At 68.2% G+C, this 14,507-nt stretch carries 12 protein-coding genes; 8 read left to right on the top strand and 4 right to left on the bottom strand.

The genetic code is table 11. The features are described 5' to 3' along the window. Window positions 1-2: 2 nt before the first annotated feature. Both IG196_RS29970 and IG196_RS29965 read left to right on the top strand, forming a co-directional pair. Window positions 3-2,081 carry a PAS domain S-box protein gene (locus IG196_RS29970; protein WP_192194146.1) on the top strand — a complete coding sequence of 693 codons (2,079 nt, stop codon included), beginning with the start codon at window positions 3-5 and terminating at the stop codon, window positions 2,079-2,081. Between the two features lie 46 nt (window positions 2,082-2,127). Continuing rightward, the gene (locus IG196_RS29965) at window positions 2,128-2,754 is read left to right on the top strand and encodes a response regulator transcription factor (protein ID WP_192194145.1); all 627 of its coding nucleotides are present in this window, start codon (window positions 2,128-2,130) and stop codon (window positions 2,752-2,754) included. Between the two features lie 4 nt (window positions 2,755-2,758). Here the strand turns inward: IG196_RS29965 and IG196_RS29960 are convergent, their stop codons facing one another. The 3 genes from IG196_RS29960 to IG196_RS29950 all read right to left on the bottom strand — a co-directional run bounded on the left by IG196_RS29960 (window position 2,759) and on the right by IG196_RS29950 (window position 4,408). After that, window positions 2,759-3,316 (bottom strand): OmpA family protein, encoded by a 558-nt coding sequence (locus tag IG196_RS29960; protein WP_192194144.1) that lies wholly within the window; start codon window positions 3,314-3,316, stop codon window positions 2,759-2,761. A gap of 85 nt (window positions 3,317-3,401) precedes the next feature. Next, window positions 3,402-4,061, bottom strand: coding sequence for an OmpA family protein (locus IG196_RS29955; RefSeq protein ID WP_192194143.1), 660 nt, complete (start codon window positions 4,059-4,061; stop codon window positions 3,402-3,404). A 197-nt stretch (window positions 4,062-4,258) separates the two neighbouring features. Then, window positions 4,259-4,408, bottom strand: coding sequence for a hypothetical protein (locus IG196_RS29950; RefSeq protein WP_180838952.1), 150 nt, complete (start codon window positions 4,406-4,408; stop codon window positions 4,259-4,261). On the opposite strand from IG196_RS29950, the gene IG196_RS29945 reads away from it, so the two are divergent. Both IG196_RS29945 and IG196_RS29940 read left to right on the top strand, forming a co-directional pair. After that, entirely contained in the window at window positions 4,407-5,543 is a 1,137-nt protein-coding gene (locus IG196_RS29945) for a murein transglycosylase A (protein WP_192194142.1), read from the top strand. The genes IG196_RS29950 and IG196_RS29945 overlap by 2 nt on opposite strands. 100 nt (window positions 5,544-5,643) lie before the next feature. Further along, window positions 5,644-7,881 (top strand): PhoX family protein, encoded by a 2,238-nt coding sequence (locus IG196_RS29940; protein ID WP_192194141.1) that lies wholly within the window; start codon window positions 5,644-5,646, stop codon window positions 7,879-7,881. Between the two features lie 45 nt (window positions 7,882-7,926). On the opposite strand, the gene IG196_RS29935 is transcribed toward IG196_RS29940, so the two are convergent. Further along, on the bottom strand, window positions 7,927-8,415 hold the full coding sequence (locus IG196_RS29935) for an Lrp/AsnC family transcriptional regulator (RefSeq protein ID WP_192194140.1): 489 nt from the start codon (window positions 8,413-8,415) through the stop codon (window positions 7,927-7,929). A 105-nt stretch (window positions 8,416-8,520) separates the two neighbouring features. Between IG196_RS29935 and mdeB the strand changes: the two genes are divergently transcribed. From mdeB to ltnD, 4 genes are all read left to right on the top strand, one after another. Beyond that, window positions 8,521-11,184, top strand: a complete 2,664-nt coding sequence (gene mdeB / locus IG196_RS29930) for an alpha-ketoglutarate dehydrogenase (protein WP_192194139.1) — start codon at window positions 8,521-8,523, stop codon at window positions 11,182-11,184. A gap of 80 nt (window positions 11,185-11,264) precedes the next feature. After that, window positions 11,265-12,041, top strand: coding sequence for a FadR/GntR family transcriptional regulator (locus tag IG196_RS29925; protein ID WP_192194138.1), 777 nt, complete (start codon window positions 11,265-11,267; stop codon window positions 12,039-12,041). A 157-nt stretch (window positions 12,042-12,198) separates the two neighbouring features. Next, the gene (locus IG196_RS29920) at window positions 12,199-13,530 is read left to right on the top strand and encodes an MFS transporter (RefSeq protein ID WP_099794058.1); all 1,332 of its coding nucleotides are present in this window, start codon (window positions 12,199-12,201) and stop codon (window positions 13,528-13,530) included. Between the two features lie 16 nt (window positions 13,531-13,546). Beyond that, the gene (ltnD, locus tag IG196_RS29915) at window positions 13,547-14,464 is read left to right on the top strand and encodes an L-threonate dehydrogenase (RefSeq protein WP_192194137.1); all 918 of its coding nucleotides are present in this window, start codon (window positions 13,547-13,549) and stop codon (window positions 14,462-14,464) included. Window positions 14,465-14,507 lie beyond the last annotated feature (43 nt).

Raw genomic sequence — 14,507 nt, 5'->3', positions numbered from 1 at the left:
CGATGGCCGACGAGGCGCTCGACGTTCCTGCACCGCCGCCGCAACAGCAGCCGCAGCGCGGGGGATGGGTCGTCGCCTTCGCGCGCCTGCGCTCGCTGTGGAAGCGCTGGTTTCTGTGGCTGCTGCTGGCGGTACTGGTGTCGGCGCTGCTGGTCACCGTCGTGTGGCTGGCCGGTCGGCACGAGGTCGAGCAGGTGCAGGCCGCGCTCGAGCGCGACACCGCCGATGCCGTCGTCGACCTGCGCAGCGGCCTGCAGCGAAACGCCCAGAGCCTGCGCGCCACGCTCGCGCCGGGCATGGAGCGCACGCACTGGGCCGACCGCGCGGCGGCGCAGTTGCGCGAGCACCGCGAATGGCTGCGGCTCGAATGGCGCGATGCCGACCTGCGCCCCGTCGAGGCCGTGAACACGCCCTACCGCACACGCATCCTCGAAGAAAGCAACCGCGGCCCCGCGCAGTCCGACGTGGCACTGGCCTGCGCCACCGCGCGCAAGGGCGGCGCGCCCGCCTACTCGCCCAGCCACTACGTGCCCGTGGCCGGCGGCGGCGGCGTCGAGGTGATGGAGCTGTGCCTGCCGATGGACGGCGGCGACTACCTGGTCGCGAGCTATTCGCTGCGCGACACGCTGGTCGAGCTGGTCGGCCCCACGCTCACGCGCGGCCAGGAGGTCGCCTTCACCGAGGCCGACGGCACGCGGCTGGTGGCGCTGGGCACCTCGCGGCGCATCGGCACGCGCGTGTTCACCTCGCAGCAGCGCATCGACCTGCCGGGCGCCTCGCTCATGCTGCGCGTGGACGGCTGGCGCGCCGCGCCCGACCTGTTCCCCAACATGCTCACGGCGCTGGTCACGGCGATCTCGATCGCGCTCGTGTCGGTGCTCGTGCTGCTGGCGCGCGACACCCGCCGCCGCCTGCGCGCCGAACGCGACCTGGCCGATGCGCTGGCCTTTCGCAAGGCGATGGAAGACTCGGTCATCACCGGCCTGCGCGCGCGCGACCTGCAGGGCCGCATCACCTACGTCAACCCGGCCTTCTGCGAGATGGTCGGCTTCACGCCCGAAGAGCTCATGGCCGACAGCGTCGAGGCGCCGTACTGGCCCACCGAGCTGGCGCACGAATACCACCTGCGCCAGACGCGCCGCTTCGCGGGCGGCCTGCCGCCGCGTGAGGGCTTCGAGTCGGTCTTCATGCGCAAAGATGGCACGCGCTTTCCGGTGCTCATCTTCGAGGCGCCGCTCATCAATGCGCACAAGGTGCAGACCGGCTGGATGAGCGCCTTCATCGACGTGAGCGAGCAGCGCCGCGTCGAAGAGATTTCGCGCGCCAGTCAGGAGCGCCTGCAGGCCAGCGCGCGCCTGGCCACCGTGGGCGAGATGGCCTCGCTGCTGAGCCACGAACTCACGCAGCCGCTGGCCGCCATTGCCAGCTACGCCACCGGCTCGCTCAACTTGCTCGGGCCCGAAGTGAAGGGCGAGCAGGCCGAAGTGGCCATGGCCGTGAAGCGCATCGCCGAGCAGGCCGACCGCGCGGGCCAGGTCATTCGCAGCGTGCACGACTTCGTGCGCCGGCGCGACCGCATGCGCGAAGCCGTGGCGCCGCAGGCCCTCATCGACGCCGTGCTGCCGCTGGTCCGGCTGCAGGCGCGCAAGCTCGACGTGACGATCGAGATCGTCTTCGAAGAGCGCCTGCCCGCCGTGGTGTGCGACCGCACACTGGTCGAGCAGGTGCTGCTGAACCTCGCGCGCAACGCCATGCAGGCCATGGACAGTCTCGACAGTCCCGACAACACCGGCAACCGCCTGTTGAGGCTGCGCGTGGCGCGTGCCCTGCCCGTGGGCGCCACCGCGCCGGCCGACGGCCGGCGCTGGCTCGAGTTCTCCGTGGCCGACCTGGGCTGCGGCATCAGCGACGAGGTGGCCGCGCGCCTGTTCACGCCCTTCTTCACCACGCGCCCCGACGGCATGGGCCTGGGCCTGAGCCTGTGCCGCACCGTGGTGGAGCAACATGGCGGCGCGCTGATGTTCGAGCCCAACCGCCCCCGGGGCACCGTCTTCAGGTTTACCCTTCCCGCTGCGGGATAAGGCCGCCTTTTTCTTCTTCGTTTTCTGTTCCGCTGGACCTCATGGCATGCAACCGCTGATCGATGGTTTGATCTTTATCGTGGACGACGACGCCAGCGTGCGCGAGGCGCTGGCCTGGCTGCTGCGTTCGCGCCGCCTCGCCAGCGAGCACTTCGGCAGCGCCGAGGCCTTCGAGCAGTACCTCACCGAGGCGCCGCTGCCCGACCAGCCGCGCTGCCTGCTGCTGGACGTGCGCATGCCCGGCATGAGTGGATTGGTGTTGTTCGACCGACTGGCCGAACGCGGCCTGCTGGCCGAGATGCCGGTGATCTTCCTGACCGGCCATGCCGACGTGCCCACCGCCGTCGAGGCGGTCAAGCGCGGGGCTTTCGATTTCTGCGAGAAGCCGTTCTCGGACAACGCGCTGGTCGACCGCATCGAGCAGGCGCTGGGCATGTCGCAGCGCGCCCTCGAAGTGCAGCGCGTGCGCCGCGGCCTGGCCGACCGCATCGCCGAGCTGACCGACCGCGAGCGCGACGTGATGCGGCTCGTGGTCGAGGGCCTGCCGAACAAGCTCATCGCCGACCAGCTCGCGATCAGCGTGCGCACGGTGGAGGTCCACCGCGCGCGCGTGTTCGAGAAGATGGAAGTGAAGTCGGCGGTCGAACTGGCCAACCGCCTCAGAGACCTTTAGAAGGTCAGATCTTTTCCGCGACGAAGATTTCGACGCGGCGGTTCTGTGCGCGGCCAGCGGCCGTGCCGTTGTCCGCCAGCGGCTCGCGCGAACCGCGGCCGTCGGTGGTGATCACGGTGGTCGACACGCCACGGCCCACGAGGTGGTTGCGCACGCTGTCGGCGCGGCTCACCGAGAGGCGTTCGTTGCCTTCTTCGCTGCCCGTGCTGTCGGTGTGGCCGACCACGCGCAGGCTGGCGGTGGTGGCGCTCTTCAGGCCTTCGGCGACCTTGTCGAGCACCTGGGCGAGGTTGCGCTTGACGTTGGCGCGGCCCGTGTCGAACGAGAGTTCATTCGGAATCACGACGTGAAGCTGGTTGTCGGCGGTCTGCTCGATCACCACGCCGGTGCCCTTGGTGGAGCTTTCGAGCTCGGCCTTCAGCGCGGCCAGTCGGGCGGTCCAGCTGTTGGCCGGTGCGGCCTGCTGTGCGGCCGGTGCTTCGGCCGGCGGGGTCGACGATGCGCAACCCGCGATGAACAACACAGCGGCCATCGCCGCGCTAGACACTACAAACTTCCTCATGAATTTTCCCTCTGCTTGGACCAATGAAAACTGAAGCGGGAACCGGCCGTTCGATGTGGCGGCCGGTTTCCCGGTGGGGCTTCGATCAGCCGCGCGGTGCGCGCTCGCCCACGTAGATCTCGACGCGGCGGTTCTGTGCCCGGCCGGCGTCGCTGTTGTTGTTGGCCACCGGCTCATGCGAGCCGCGGCCTTCGATGCGGAATGCCGCGGCACTCACGCCGCGTGCCACCAGGTAGTCGCGCGTGCTGGCGGCGCGGTCCACCGACAGCGGGTTGTTGATGGCGTCGGAGCCGGTGTTGTCGGTGTGGCCAATGATGCGCACCTCGGCGTTCGGGTTGTTGCGCAGGCCGTTGGCGAACTGGTCGAGCACGGGCGCGAAGTTCGACTTGATGTTGGAGCGGCCCACGTCGAACGACACGTCGCTCGGAATGGCGAGCTTCAGCTCGTTGTTGGCCGTCTGCGTCACGGCCACGCCGGTGCCCTGCGTGGCGGCCTCCATCTGGCGCTTCTGGTTTTCCATGCGCTGCGACCACAGGTAGCCGCCGAGCGCGCCGGCGGCCGCGCCGACCACGGCGCCCGTGCCGATGGCACCGCGGTTGCCGCCGGTGGCAGAGCCGATGGCGGCGCCGCCGAGGGCACCGATGCCGGCGCCGATGCCGGTGTTGCGTTGGGTGTCGGTCATTCCGCCGGCACAGCCGGACAAAACGAGGGCTGCTGCGGTGGTTGCAAGAACGAACTTTTTCATGGCGATCCCTTTCAAGGTTGAATCAAGCGGGCCACAGCTTAGCCCCCGACGGGACCCCGATGGTACGTGCTCAAAGCCCTACGGAAAATAAGAAAACTTTCGCCATCGCCCGTGAATGCTGCGATGATTGCTACTAAAGTTGTAGCAGTGGGGTGCTTGTCCGACAGTGGCGCGCGCCGTGTGGCTACACAAGCAATTCACGCTTTGGGCGGCGAATCCTCGTCGGAACGCTCGGCGTCGGCCTCGTCATGCAATTCACCCTTGTTACGCCCGGAAAACATGGTCCACCAGATGATCAAGATCAGGACGAGTCCCGCGGCGAGGGCTTCAAGCAGAATCAAACCCATGAGAAATGGACTCCAGTGGCTGGTCGGGCTTGCAATCGTAGCAACGCTCGCCGGCTGTTCCCTCGGCCCCCGCGCCCCCGAAGCCCCCACCCGACCCACCGTCACCCCGCCGCGCGACCTCGGTCCGCTGACCGGATCGCTCGCGCATCCGAAAAGCCGCTGGGTGCCCGTGGGCTGGTCCGAACTGCCGGGCTTCAGCGAAGACCCGTTGCATGAAGGGTGGATTGCGCTGCTGGCCAACTGCGCGCGACCCAACGCCGCCTTCGCACCGCTGTGCCGCGAGGTGCGCCAGCTCGCCATCGCCACGCCCGAAGAGCAGCGCCGCTGGATGACCGATCGGCTGCAGCCCTACCGTGTCGAATCGCTCGCGGGCCAGAGCGAAGGCAAGCTCACGAGCTACTACGAGCCCGTGTATGAAGCCTCGCGCGTGCCCTCGGCCGGCTTCAGCGTGCCGCTGTACCAGGCGCCCGAGGGCCTCGTGCCCAAGCGCCCCTGGTTCACGCGCCAGGAAATCGAAACCCTGCCCGAGGCCCAGGCCGCGCTGCGCGGTCGCGAGATCGCCTGGATGGCCGACCCCATCGACGCGCTGATGCTGCACATCCAGGGCTCGGGCCGGTTGCGCATCACCGAGGCCAACGGCTACCAGCACACGGTGCGCGTGGCCTATGCGGCCACCAACGAGCAGCCGTACCGCAGCGTGCAGCAATGGCTGATGAGCCAGGGCGTAGCCAAGGTCGGCAAATGGCCCGACGACACCAAGGCCTGGGTCGTGCAGAACCCGCAGCGCGTGTCGCAGCTGCTGTGGAGCAACCCGCGCTACGTGTTCTTCCGCGAAGAGACCATGAGCGAGCTCGACGCCGCCTTCGGCCCGCGCGGCGCGCAGGGCGTGCCGCTCACGGCCGGGCGCTCCATCGCGGTCGACCGCGAGAGCATTCCCTACGGCACGCCGGTCTGGCTCGCATCGAGCGGCCCGACCGCGCAGCTGCAGAAGCTGGTGGTGGCACAGGACACGGGCAGCGCCATCGTGGGCGCGGTGCGCGCCGACTACTTCGCCGGCACCGGCGCAGAGGCCGGCCGGCTGGCCGCGAGCGTGAACCAGCCGCTGCGGCTGTGGGCGCTGTGGCCCAAGCAGTAAGACTTACGAAGTAATCGAACCGTCACTGCGGATTCACGGGGATGTCACGGGCGATTTCTAGCATGGGGCGTTTTTTCTCCAACACCCCACGAGATCCTCCATGTCAGACCGCATCGATTTCAACGACGAAGACTCCAACCGATCCGCCAATCCCACATTCGACAGCGTGCTGACCAGCCGCCTCAACCGGCGTGGCCTGCTGCTCGGCGGCGTCGGCTCTGCCGTCCTGACTGCCTGCGGTGGCGGCAATGGCGGCGGCGTGGCGTTTCCCATCATTCCTCCGGCGCCCGCACCGGCTCCCGCACCTGCGCCGGGACCGACCGAGAAGCTGCTGGGCTTCGGCGCCGTGCCCAAGAGCCTGGCCGACAGCGTGCTTATTCCCGCCGGCTACAGCGCCAGCGTCCTGTACGCGCTGGGCGATCCATTGACCGGCGCCACGCCGGCCTATGCCAACGACGGCACCGACACCGACTTCGAGAACCGCGGCGGTGACCACCACGACGGCATGGAGTGGTTCGGCCTGGGCGCCGACGGCAAGCGCTCCGACGCGAGCATCGATCGCGGCGTCCTCGCGGTGAACCATGAGGCGACCACCGACCAAAAGCTTTCCTCGTTCTTCCTGCACGCCAATGGCGGCACCACCACGCTGCCCCGCCCGGCGGCGGAAGTGGACAAGGAAGTCGCCATTCACGGCATTGCGGTCCTCGAAGTGCGCAAGAACGGCGGCGGCAAGTGGAGCTACGTCCAGGACTCGGCCTTCAACCGCCGTGTCACGCCCCTGACGGAGATCGACATCGCCGGCCCCGCCAAGGGCGACGCGCTGATGAAGACCAAGTACTCGCCCACCGGCGTGAAGACACGCGGCACGCTCAACAACTGCGGCACCGGCAAGACGCCGTGGGGCACCTTCCTCACCGGCGAAGAAAACTGGTTCGGCTACTTCACCCGCGCCGCGGGCGACGATGCAGCGCGCAGCAACGACAAGAGCGTGACCTCGCTCAAGCGCTACGGCCGTGCCGCGGGCGCGACCAGCCGCCATGGCTGGGAAACCGGTGGTGCGGACGACAAGTACCAGCGCTGGAACATCAGCAAGACCGGAGCTTCCGTCGACGGCACGGACGACTACCGCAACGAGATGAACGGCATGGGCTTCGTCGTCGAGTTCGACCCGTACAACAAGTCGAAGCTGGGCGTCAAACGCACCGCGCTGGGCCGCTACGCACACGAGAGCATCGCGTTCAGCAAGCCGGTCGTGGGCCAGAAGGTGGCCTGCTACATGGGCGACGACGCGCGCAACGAATACTTCTACAAGTTCGTTTCCGATGCGGTCTGGTCCGAGGCCGATGCCCATCCGGCCGATCCGCTTGCCACCGGCGCCAAGTACCTGGACAACGGCACGCTCTACGTGGCGCGCTTCAATGCCGACGGCGCGGGCACCTGGCTGGAGCTGTCGCTGTCGAACCCGGCGGTGGCGGGCTTTGCCGGCTATTCGTTCGCGAACCTGGCCGATGTGGTGGTCAATGCGCGCCTTGCGGCCGACGCTGCCGGCGCCACCAAGATGGACCGCCCCGAATGGTGCGCCACCAACCCGGCCAACGGCGAGGTCTACCTCACGCTGACCAACAACAGCAACCGGCGCATCGAACCGGCCTCGTCGTCGCAACTGACTCCCGATCCGGCCAATCCGCGCGTCTACACCGACATGAAGGGCGCCGAGGCGCAGTCCGGGAATCCGAACGGCCACATCCTGCGCATGGCCGATGCCGGCGGCAATCCGGCGAGCACCAGCTTCCGTTGGGACGTCTACGCCTTCGGCGCCGAGTCGGGCGCCAATGCCGACACAGTCAATCTCTCGAAGCTCACCGCCGACCAGGACTTCTCCAGCCCCGACGGCCTGGTGTTCAGCCGCTCGACCGGCATCTGCTGGATCCAGACCGACGACGGCGCCTACACCGACGTGACCAACTGCATGATGCTGGCCGCGCTGCCGGGCCAGGTCGGCGACGGCGCCAAGAAGACCCTGACCTACCAGCGCGCCGACAGCACGCAGTACACGGTCGACACCATGATCGGCAAGCAGCCGACGGCGGACACGCTCAAGCGCTTCCTGGTCGGTCCTTCGGGCTGCGAACTCACCGGGCTCTGCGAAACGCCGGACGGCAAGGCGATCTTCGTCAACATCCAGCACCCGGGCGAAAACACCAAGCAAGCCGACCTGGCGGATCCTGCGAAGTACACCAGCCAATGGCCTTCCAACGCGGGCTACGGTGCAGGCAAGCGCCCGCGCTCGGCAACCATCGTCATCACCAAGGATGACGGCGGACGCATCGGCAGCTGACGACGATGGTGCGGAGCAGGGCCGACCGCCAGCGGGCGGCCTTGCTCACCCTTTCGACGAAAGAAGCGGCGCTGCTGGCAACGGCAGCGCCGTTTTGTATCTCACCTGCTTCAACGCAAAACTTGACCGGATCTTCTCGATCCCCGGAATCGGCGTCAGCTGTTCCATGATGAAGCGCTCCAGCGCCGCCATGTCGGCCACGGCGATGCGGATCAGGTAGTCGCTGTCGCCGGTCATCAGGTAGCACTCCATCACCTCGTCGTGCTCGACGATGCGCTGCTCGAAGTCGGCCAGCGACTGCTTGCTCTGCGTCGTGAGGCTGATCGAGATGAACACGTTGAGCCCGAGGCCCAGCGCCTTGGCGTTCGCGAGCGCCACATAACGATCGATCACGCCGCTGGTCTCCAGCACCTTCACGCGCGCCAGGCACGGCGAGGGCGACAGGTGCACGCGGCGCGCGAGTTCGACGTTCGACAGGGCGCCGTCGCGTTGCAGCTCGTCGAGAATGCGCAGGTCGATGGCATCGAGTTCCATGAAATTCCGTGAATCTCTTAAATCGCGGCATTTTATGCTTGTGAATAGCCATGAAATCGAAGGTGCCGGTAGATAATTTTCCTCGAGGCGGCTTAAAGTGCTGGCATGAACGCCCCGATCTCCGCCGACCAGATGCGCGCCCTGTTGCTCGACACGCCGCCGTCGCACGACCCCGATCCCGAAGAGACCGCCGAATGGCGCGACGCCTTCCTGGCGCTGGCGCAGACGCAAGGTCCGCAGCGCGCGCGCCAGATGCTGGCCGAGCTGGCGCGCCTGGCGCGGCAGCAGCGCATCGGCTGGCAGCCCGAGCTGGCCACGCCGTACGTCAACACCATCGCCGCGGCCGACCAGCCGCCATTCCCGGGTGACCTCGCCGTCGAAGAAAAGCTCGCCTCGCTGATGCGCTGGAACGCGCTCGCGATGGTGGCTAAGGCCAACCAGGCGTACGGCGAACTCGGCGGCCACATCGCCAGTTATGCGAGCGCGGCCGACCTGTTCGAAACCGGCTTCAACCATTTCTTCCATGCGCGCAGCCCGGCGCATCGCGGCGACCTCGTGTTCTTCCAGCCGCACAGCGCGCCCGGCGTGTATGCGCGGGCTTACCTCGAAGGCCGCCTGAGCGAAGAAGACCTGAACCACTACCGCCAGGAACTCACCGCGCCCGCCTTCACCGACGGCAGCGGCGCGCGTGGCCTGTGCAGCTACCCGCATCCGTACCTGATGCCGGACTTCTGGCAGTTCCCGACCGGCTCGATGGGCATCGGCCCGATCAGCTCGATCTATCACGCGCGTTTCATGCGCTACCTCACGCACCGCAACCTGCTGAACTGCGAAGGCCGCAAGGTGTGGGGCGTGTTCGGCGACGGCGAGATGGACGAGCCCGAGTCGATGAGCGCGCTGACGCTCGCCGCGCGCGAAAAGCTCGACAACCTCGTGTGGGTCGTCAACTGCAACCTGCAGCGCCTCGACGGTCCGGTGCGCGGCAACGGCCGCATCATCGACGAGCTCGAAAAGCTCTTCGCCGGGGCAGGCTGGAACGTCGTCAAGCTCGTGTGGGGCAGCGACTGGGACGGCCTCTTCGCGCAGGACGTGAGCGGCGCCCTGGCACGCGTGTTCGCCAACACCGTCGACGGCCAGATGCAGACCTTCGCCGCGAAGGATGGCCGCTTCAACCGCGACAACTTCTTCGGCCAGAACCCTGAGCTCGCGCGCCTGGCCGAAGGCATGACCGACGAGCAGATCGACCGCTTGAAGCGCGGCGGCCACGACCTCGTGAAGATCCACGCCGCGTATGCCGCAGCCGCTGCCCACAAGGGCCAGCCCACCGTGATCCTCGCCCACACCAAGAAGGGCTACGGCATGGGCAGCGCCGCGCAGGGCAAGATGACCACGCACTCGCACAAGAAGATGGGCGACGTCGACCTCATCGAATTCCGCGACCGCTTCAACCTGCCGCTCACCGACGCGCAGGCCACCGCGATGGACTTCTACCGCCCCGCCGAAGACAGCGCCGAGATGCGTTACCTGCGCCAGCACCGCGAAGCACTCGGCGGCGACATGCCGCGCCGCGAGACCGCGTGCGACGTCGTGCCCAAGCCCGACATCGCGGCCTACGCGAACTTCGCCACGGCCGCCGCCGGCAAGGAGATGAGCACCACCATGGCCTTCGTGCGCATGCTGGGCAACCTCATGAAGGACAAGGCGCTGGGCCCGCGCATCGTGCCCATCGTGGCCGACGAGGCGCGCACCTTCGGCATGGCCAACCTGTTCAAGCAGGTCGGCATCTACTCGAGCGTGGGCCAGCGCTATGCGCCGGAAGACATCGGCTCGGTGCTGAGCTATCGCGAAGCCACCGACGGGCAGATTCTTGAAGAGGGCATCAGCGAGGCCGGCGCCATCGCGAGCTGGACGGCCGCAGCCACCAGCTACAGCGTGCACGGCCTGGCGATGCTGCCGTTCTACATCTACTACTCGATGTTCGGCTTCCAGCGCGTGGGCGACGCCATCTGGGCGGCGGCCGACCAGCGCGCACGCGGCTTTCTGCTGGGTGCCACCTCGGGCCGCACCACGCTCGGCGGCGAAGGCCTGCAGCACCAGGACGGCAGCAGCCACCTCGTGGCCGCGACCATTCCCAACTGCAAGGCCTACGACCCGGCCTTCGCGGGCGAGATGGCGGTCATCGTCGACGCGGGCATCCGCGAGATGATGGTCGAGCAGCAGGACGTGTTCTATTACGTCACGCTCATGAACGAGAACTACGCGCAGCCCGATCTGCCGGTGGGCGCCGAGGCCGACATCCTGCGCGGCTGCTACCGCTTCGGCACGTATGCACCGGCGTCGGGCAAGGCAAAGCAGAGCGTCACGCTGCTGGGCTCGGGCGCGATCCTCACCGAGGTCATCAAGGCCGCGCAGCAACTGGCCGACGAAGGCATCGAAGCCGAGGTGTTCAGCGTCACGAGCTGGAGCGAGCTCGCGCGCGACGGCCAGGCCTGCGAGCAGCGCGCACTGGCCGGCGAGAGGAACGCCGGCACGCCCTTCGTCGCGCAGCAGCTCGGCAAGGGCAGCAGCAAGGCCCCGATCGTCGCCGCCACCGACTACGTGCGCGCCCTGCCCGAGAGCGTGCGCGCCTTCCTGCCCGAAGGCCGCCGCTACCTCACGCTGGGCACCGACGGCTTCGGGCGCAGCGACACGCGCGCCGCGCTGCGCGACTTCTTCGGCGTGGACGCGGCGAGCATCGCGCGGGCCGCGCGCCACGCGCTCGGCCTCTGACACAGGCGAAGGCGCGGCCATGCGGTATGGCGGTGCGGTGCCTGCGTTAGAGTCGCAGACCCCACCGCCTCCCCGCGCCCATGACCGCCCGTTTCCAGTCCCTCGCTCCCGCCGTCCGCCTGGCCGACCAGGTGGCGGATGCGCTCGTGGCCGAGGTGCGCAGCGGGCGCTTGTCGGAAGGCGATCGCTTGCCCACCGAGACCGCGTTGGCCACCCAGTTCGGCGTGAGCCGCACCGTGGTGCGCGAGGCGGTGTCGCGGCTGAAGTCGCTCGGGCTGGTCGATTCGCGCCAGGGCAGCGGCATGTTCGTGCGCGCTGCCGGCGTGGAGCCGTTGCGCTTCGAGATGCCGCATGTGGCGTCGCGCGAAGCGGTGGTGCAGATGGTCGAGCTGCGCCGCGCGCTCGAGGCCGAGGTGGCCGCGCTCGCGGCCGAGCGCCGCACGCCCGAGGACATGCTGCGCATCCGCGACGCCATCGATGCGCTGCAGGCGGCGGTGTCGATGGGCGGCAACGGGGCCGACGAGGACGTGCGCTTTCACCGCGCCATCGCCGAGGCCGCGCGCAACCCGTTCCTCATCGGCACGCTGCAGTACCTGCGGCAGTTCCTGCATGGCGCCACCCGCGTCACGCGCGCCAACGAGGCGCGCCGTGCCGACTTCGTGCGCGAAGTGGCGCAGGAGCACGCGCGCATCGTCGAGGCGATCGACGCCGGCGACCCGCTGGCCGCGCGCGAAGCCGCCAAGGCGCACATGGACAACGCCATCCGCCGCATCGAGCAGGCCGACCCTGCCTTCTGGCAGCAGGAAGGCGCCCAGCTCGCCCGACCCCTGGTCGAAGGCTGGCCAGCGGGCAAGTAAGCCCACGCTCACAACTTTCTGAAGGGGTCGCGGTGTGCGGGTTATCCCGTATCCGAGAGCTTGTCTTAAATTTGTATGATGACCTGACAAGTAAGGGGCGACCGCGCCGCAGGGTGACGGGACGACCCCGTTTTTTCATCCAGCGGACTCCCTCCCAATGACTTCCACCCTCCAGGCCGGCGCGCCTTCGGCCATGGCCGACCTGCCCGTCGACGCCGCGCTCGAGAAACGCGCCTACGCCAAGGTGTTCTGGCGCCTCGTGCCCTTCCTGATGCTCTGCTACGTGGTCGCGTACCTCGACCGGGTGAACGTCGGCTTTGCCAAGCTGCAGATGGGCGCGGACCTCGGCTTCAGCGAAACCGTGTTCGGCCTGGGCGCCGGCATCTTCTTCCTGGGCTACTTCCTGTTCGAAGTGCCGAGCAACCTGCTGCTCAACCGCGTGGGCGCCCGCGTGTGGATCGCGCGGATCATGATCACCTGGGGCCTGCTGTCGGCCTGCTTCGTGTTCGTGGAAACGCCGACCAGCTTCTACATCCTGCGCTTCCTGCTCGGCGTGGCCGAGGCGGGTTTCTATCCCGGCGTGATCCTGTACCTGACGCACTGGTACCCGTCGCACCGGCGCGCGCGGATCATCGCGGTGTTCATGTCGGCGATTCCCGTGGCGGGCATCTTCGGCAACCCGCTGTCGGGCTGGATCATGGACGCCTTCCACGGCGTGTCGTCGATGCACGGCTGGCAGTGGATGTTCATCATCGAAGCCATTCCCGCCGTGCTGGTGGGTGTGATGGTGCTGCTCTACCTGGACAACGGCATCCAGCACGCCCGCTGGCTCTCGCCCGAAGAAAAGCAGCTGCTGCAACGTGAAGTCGCGCGCGACCAGGCGCACGGCGCCAAGGGCCCGCACTCGGTGGGCGCGATGTTCCGCGACGCGCGCGTGTGGTGGATGGCGCTCATCTATTTCGCCTTCGTGATGGGCCAGTACGCGCTGACCTTCTGGCTGCCGACGCTGGTCAAGGCCACGGGCGTGCAGGGCAACTTCAACATCGGCCTGCTGAGCGCCATTCCGTTCCTGTGCGCGATCGTCGCGATGAACCTGTTCGGCCGCAGCGCCGACGCGCGCCGCGAGCGCCGCTGGCACCTGATCATTCCCGCGATGATGGGCGCCGTGGGCTTCACGGTCGCGGCTTCGTACACGCAGAACACCGTCGTGTCGCTGACCTTCCTGTCGCTCGCGGCCGCCGGCGTGCTCACCTGCGCACCGCTGTTCTGGTCGCTGCCCACCGCCTTCCTCTCGGGCACGGCGGCGGCGGCGGGCATCGCGGTCATCAACTCGGTGGGCAACCTCGCGGGCTTCGTGAGCCCCTACCTCATCGGCTACCTGAAGGACCTCACGGGCAGCACGCAGATCGGCATGTACGTGCTGGCCGGCGCGCTGGTGCTCGGCGCCATCGGCGTGTGGCTCACGCCCAAGCAACTCGTCAACCGTTGATCCAAGGACGCACGACATGACTTCTTCTTCCACCACCCCCGTCGTCGGCCTCGTGGGCCTGGGCGCCATGGGCAGCGGCATGGCGCAATCGCTGCGCCGCGCGGGCCATGCGCCGCATGTGTTCGACGTGCGCCCCGGCGTCGCCGAAGCCTTCGCGCGCGAAGGCGGCACGGCCTGCGACACGCTGGCTGCGCTCGGTGCGCAGTGCGACATCGTGGTCAGCGTGGTCGTCAACGCGGCGCAGACCGAATCGGTGCTGTTCGGCGACGGCACCACGCCCGGTTGCGCGGCGTCGATGAAGCCCGGCAGCCTGTTCGTGATGTGCTCCACCGTCGACCCGAACTGGTCGGTGGCGCTCGAAGCGCGCCTCGCGCAGCAGGGCATCCTGTACCTCGACGCGCCGATTTCCGGCGGCGCCGCCAAGGCCGCGAGCGGCCAGATGACGATGATGACCGCCGGCACGCCCGCGGCGTATGAAAAGGCCGGCGCGATGCTCGACGCGATGGCCGCCAAGGTCTACCGCCTGGGCGATTCGGCCGGCGCGGGCAGCAAGGTGAAGGTCATCAACCAGCTGCTGGCCGGCGTGCACATCGCCGCCGCGGCCGAAGCCATGGCGCTGGGCCTGCGCGAGGGCGTGAACCCCGACGCGCTGTACGAGGTCATCACCCACAGCGCCGGCAACAGCTGGATGTTCGAGAACCGCATGGCCCACGTGCTCGCGGGCGACTACACGCCGCTGTCGGCCGTCGACATCTTCGTGAAGGACCTGGGCCTGGTGCTCGACGTGGCGCGCGCCAGCAAGTTTCCGCTGCCGCTGTCGTCCACCGCGCACCAGATGTTCATGCAGGCCTCCACCGCCGGCTTCGCGCGCGAAGACGACAGCGCGGTCATCAAGATCTTCCCGGGCATCGAATTGCCCGCCGCGAAAAAATAACATGGGGCCTCTGCGCTCCACCGACCCAGGAAAGACACACACC

The organism is Variovorax sp. 38R, assembly GCF_014843395.1.
Taxonomy (GTDB): Bacteria; Pseudomonadota; Gammaproteobacteria; order Burkholderiales; family Burkholderiaceae_C; genus Variovorax; species Variovorax paradoxus_H.
The sequence above is the reverse complement of the archived record's forward strand: the minus strand, read 5'-3'. Positions and strand labels throughout refer to the sequence as shown.

Bases quoted from the DNA above. Each gene is read 5' to 3' on its own strand.
- IG196_RS29970 (WP_192194146.1), top strand. From the start codon at position 3: ATGGCCGACGAGGCGCTCGACGTTCCTGCACCGCCGCCGCAACAGCAG.
- IG196_RS29965 (WP_192194145.1), top strand. From the start codon at position 2,128: ATGCAACCGCTGATCGATGGTTTGATCTTTATCGTGGACGACGACGCC.
- IG196_RS29960 (WP_192194144.1), bottom strand. From the start codon at position 3,316: ATGAGGAAGTTTGTAGTGTCTAGCGCGGCGATGGCCGCTGTGTTGTTC.
- IG196_RS29955 (WP_192194143.1), bottom strand. From the start codon at position 4,061: ATGAAAAAGTTCGTTCTTGCAACCACCGCAGCAGCCCTCGTTTTGTCC.
- IG196_RS29945 (WP_192194142.1), top strand. From the start codon at position 4,407: ATGAGAAATGGACTCCAGTGGCTGGTCGGGCTTGCAATCGTAGCAACG.
- IG196_RS29950 (WP_180838952.1), bottom strand. From the start codon at position 4,408: ATGGGTTTGATTCTGCTTGAAGCCCTCGCCGCGGGACTCGTCCTGATC.
- IG196_RS29940 (WP_192194141.1), top strand. From the start codon at position 5,644: ATGTCAGACCGCATCGATTTCAACGACGAAGACTCCAACCGATCCGCC.
- IG196_RS29935 (WP_192194140.1), bottom strand. From the start codon at position 8,415: ATGGAACTCGATGCCATCGACCTGCGCATTCTCGACGAGCTGCAACGC.
- mdeB (WP_192194139.1), top strand. From the start codon at position 8,521: ATGAACGCCCCGATCTCCGCCGACCAGATGCGCGCCCTGTTGCTCGAC.
- IG196_RS29925 (WP_192194138.1), top strand. From the start codon at position 11,265: ATGACCGCCCGTTTCCAGTCCCTCGCTCCCGCCGTCCGCCTGGCCGAC.
- IG196_RS29920 (WP_099794058.1), top strand. From the start codon at position 12,199: ATGACTTCCACCCTCCAGGCCGGCGCGCCTTCGGCCATGGCCGACCTG.
- ltnD (WP_192194137.1), top strand. From the start codon at position 13,547: ATGACTTCTTCTTCCACCACCCCCGTCGTCGGCCTCGTGGGCCTGGGC.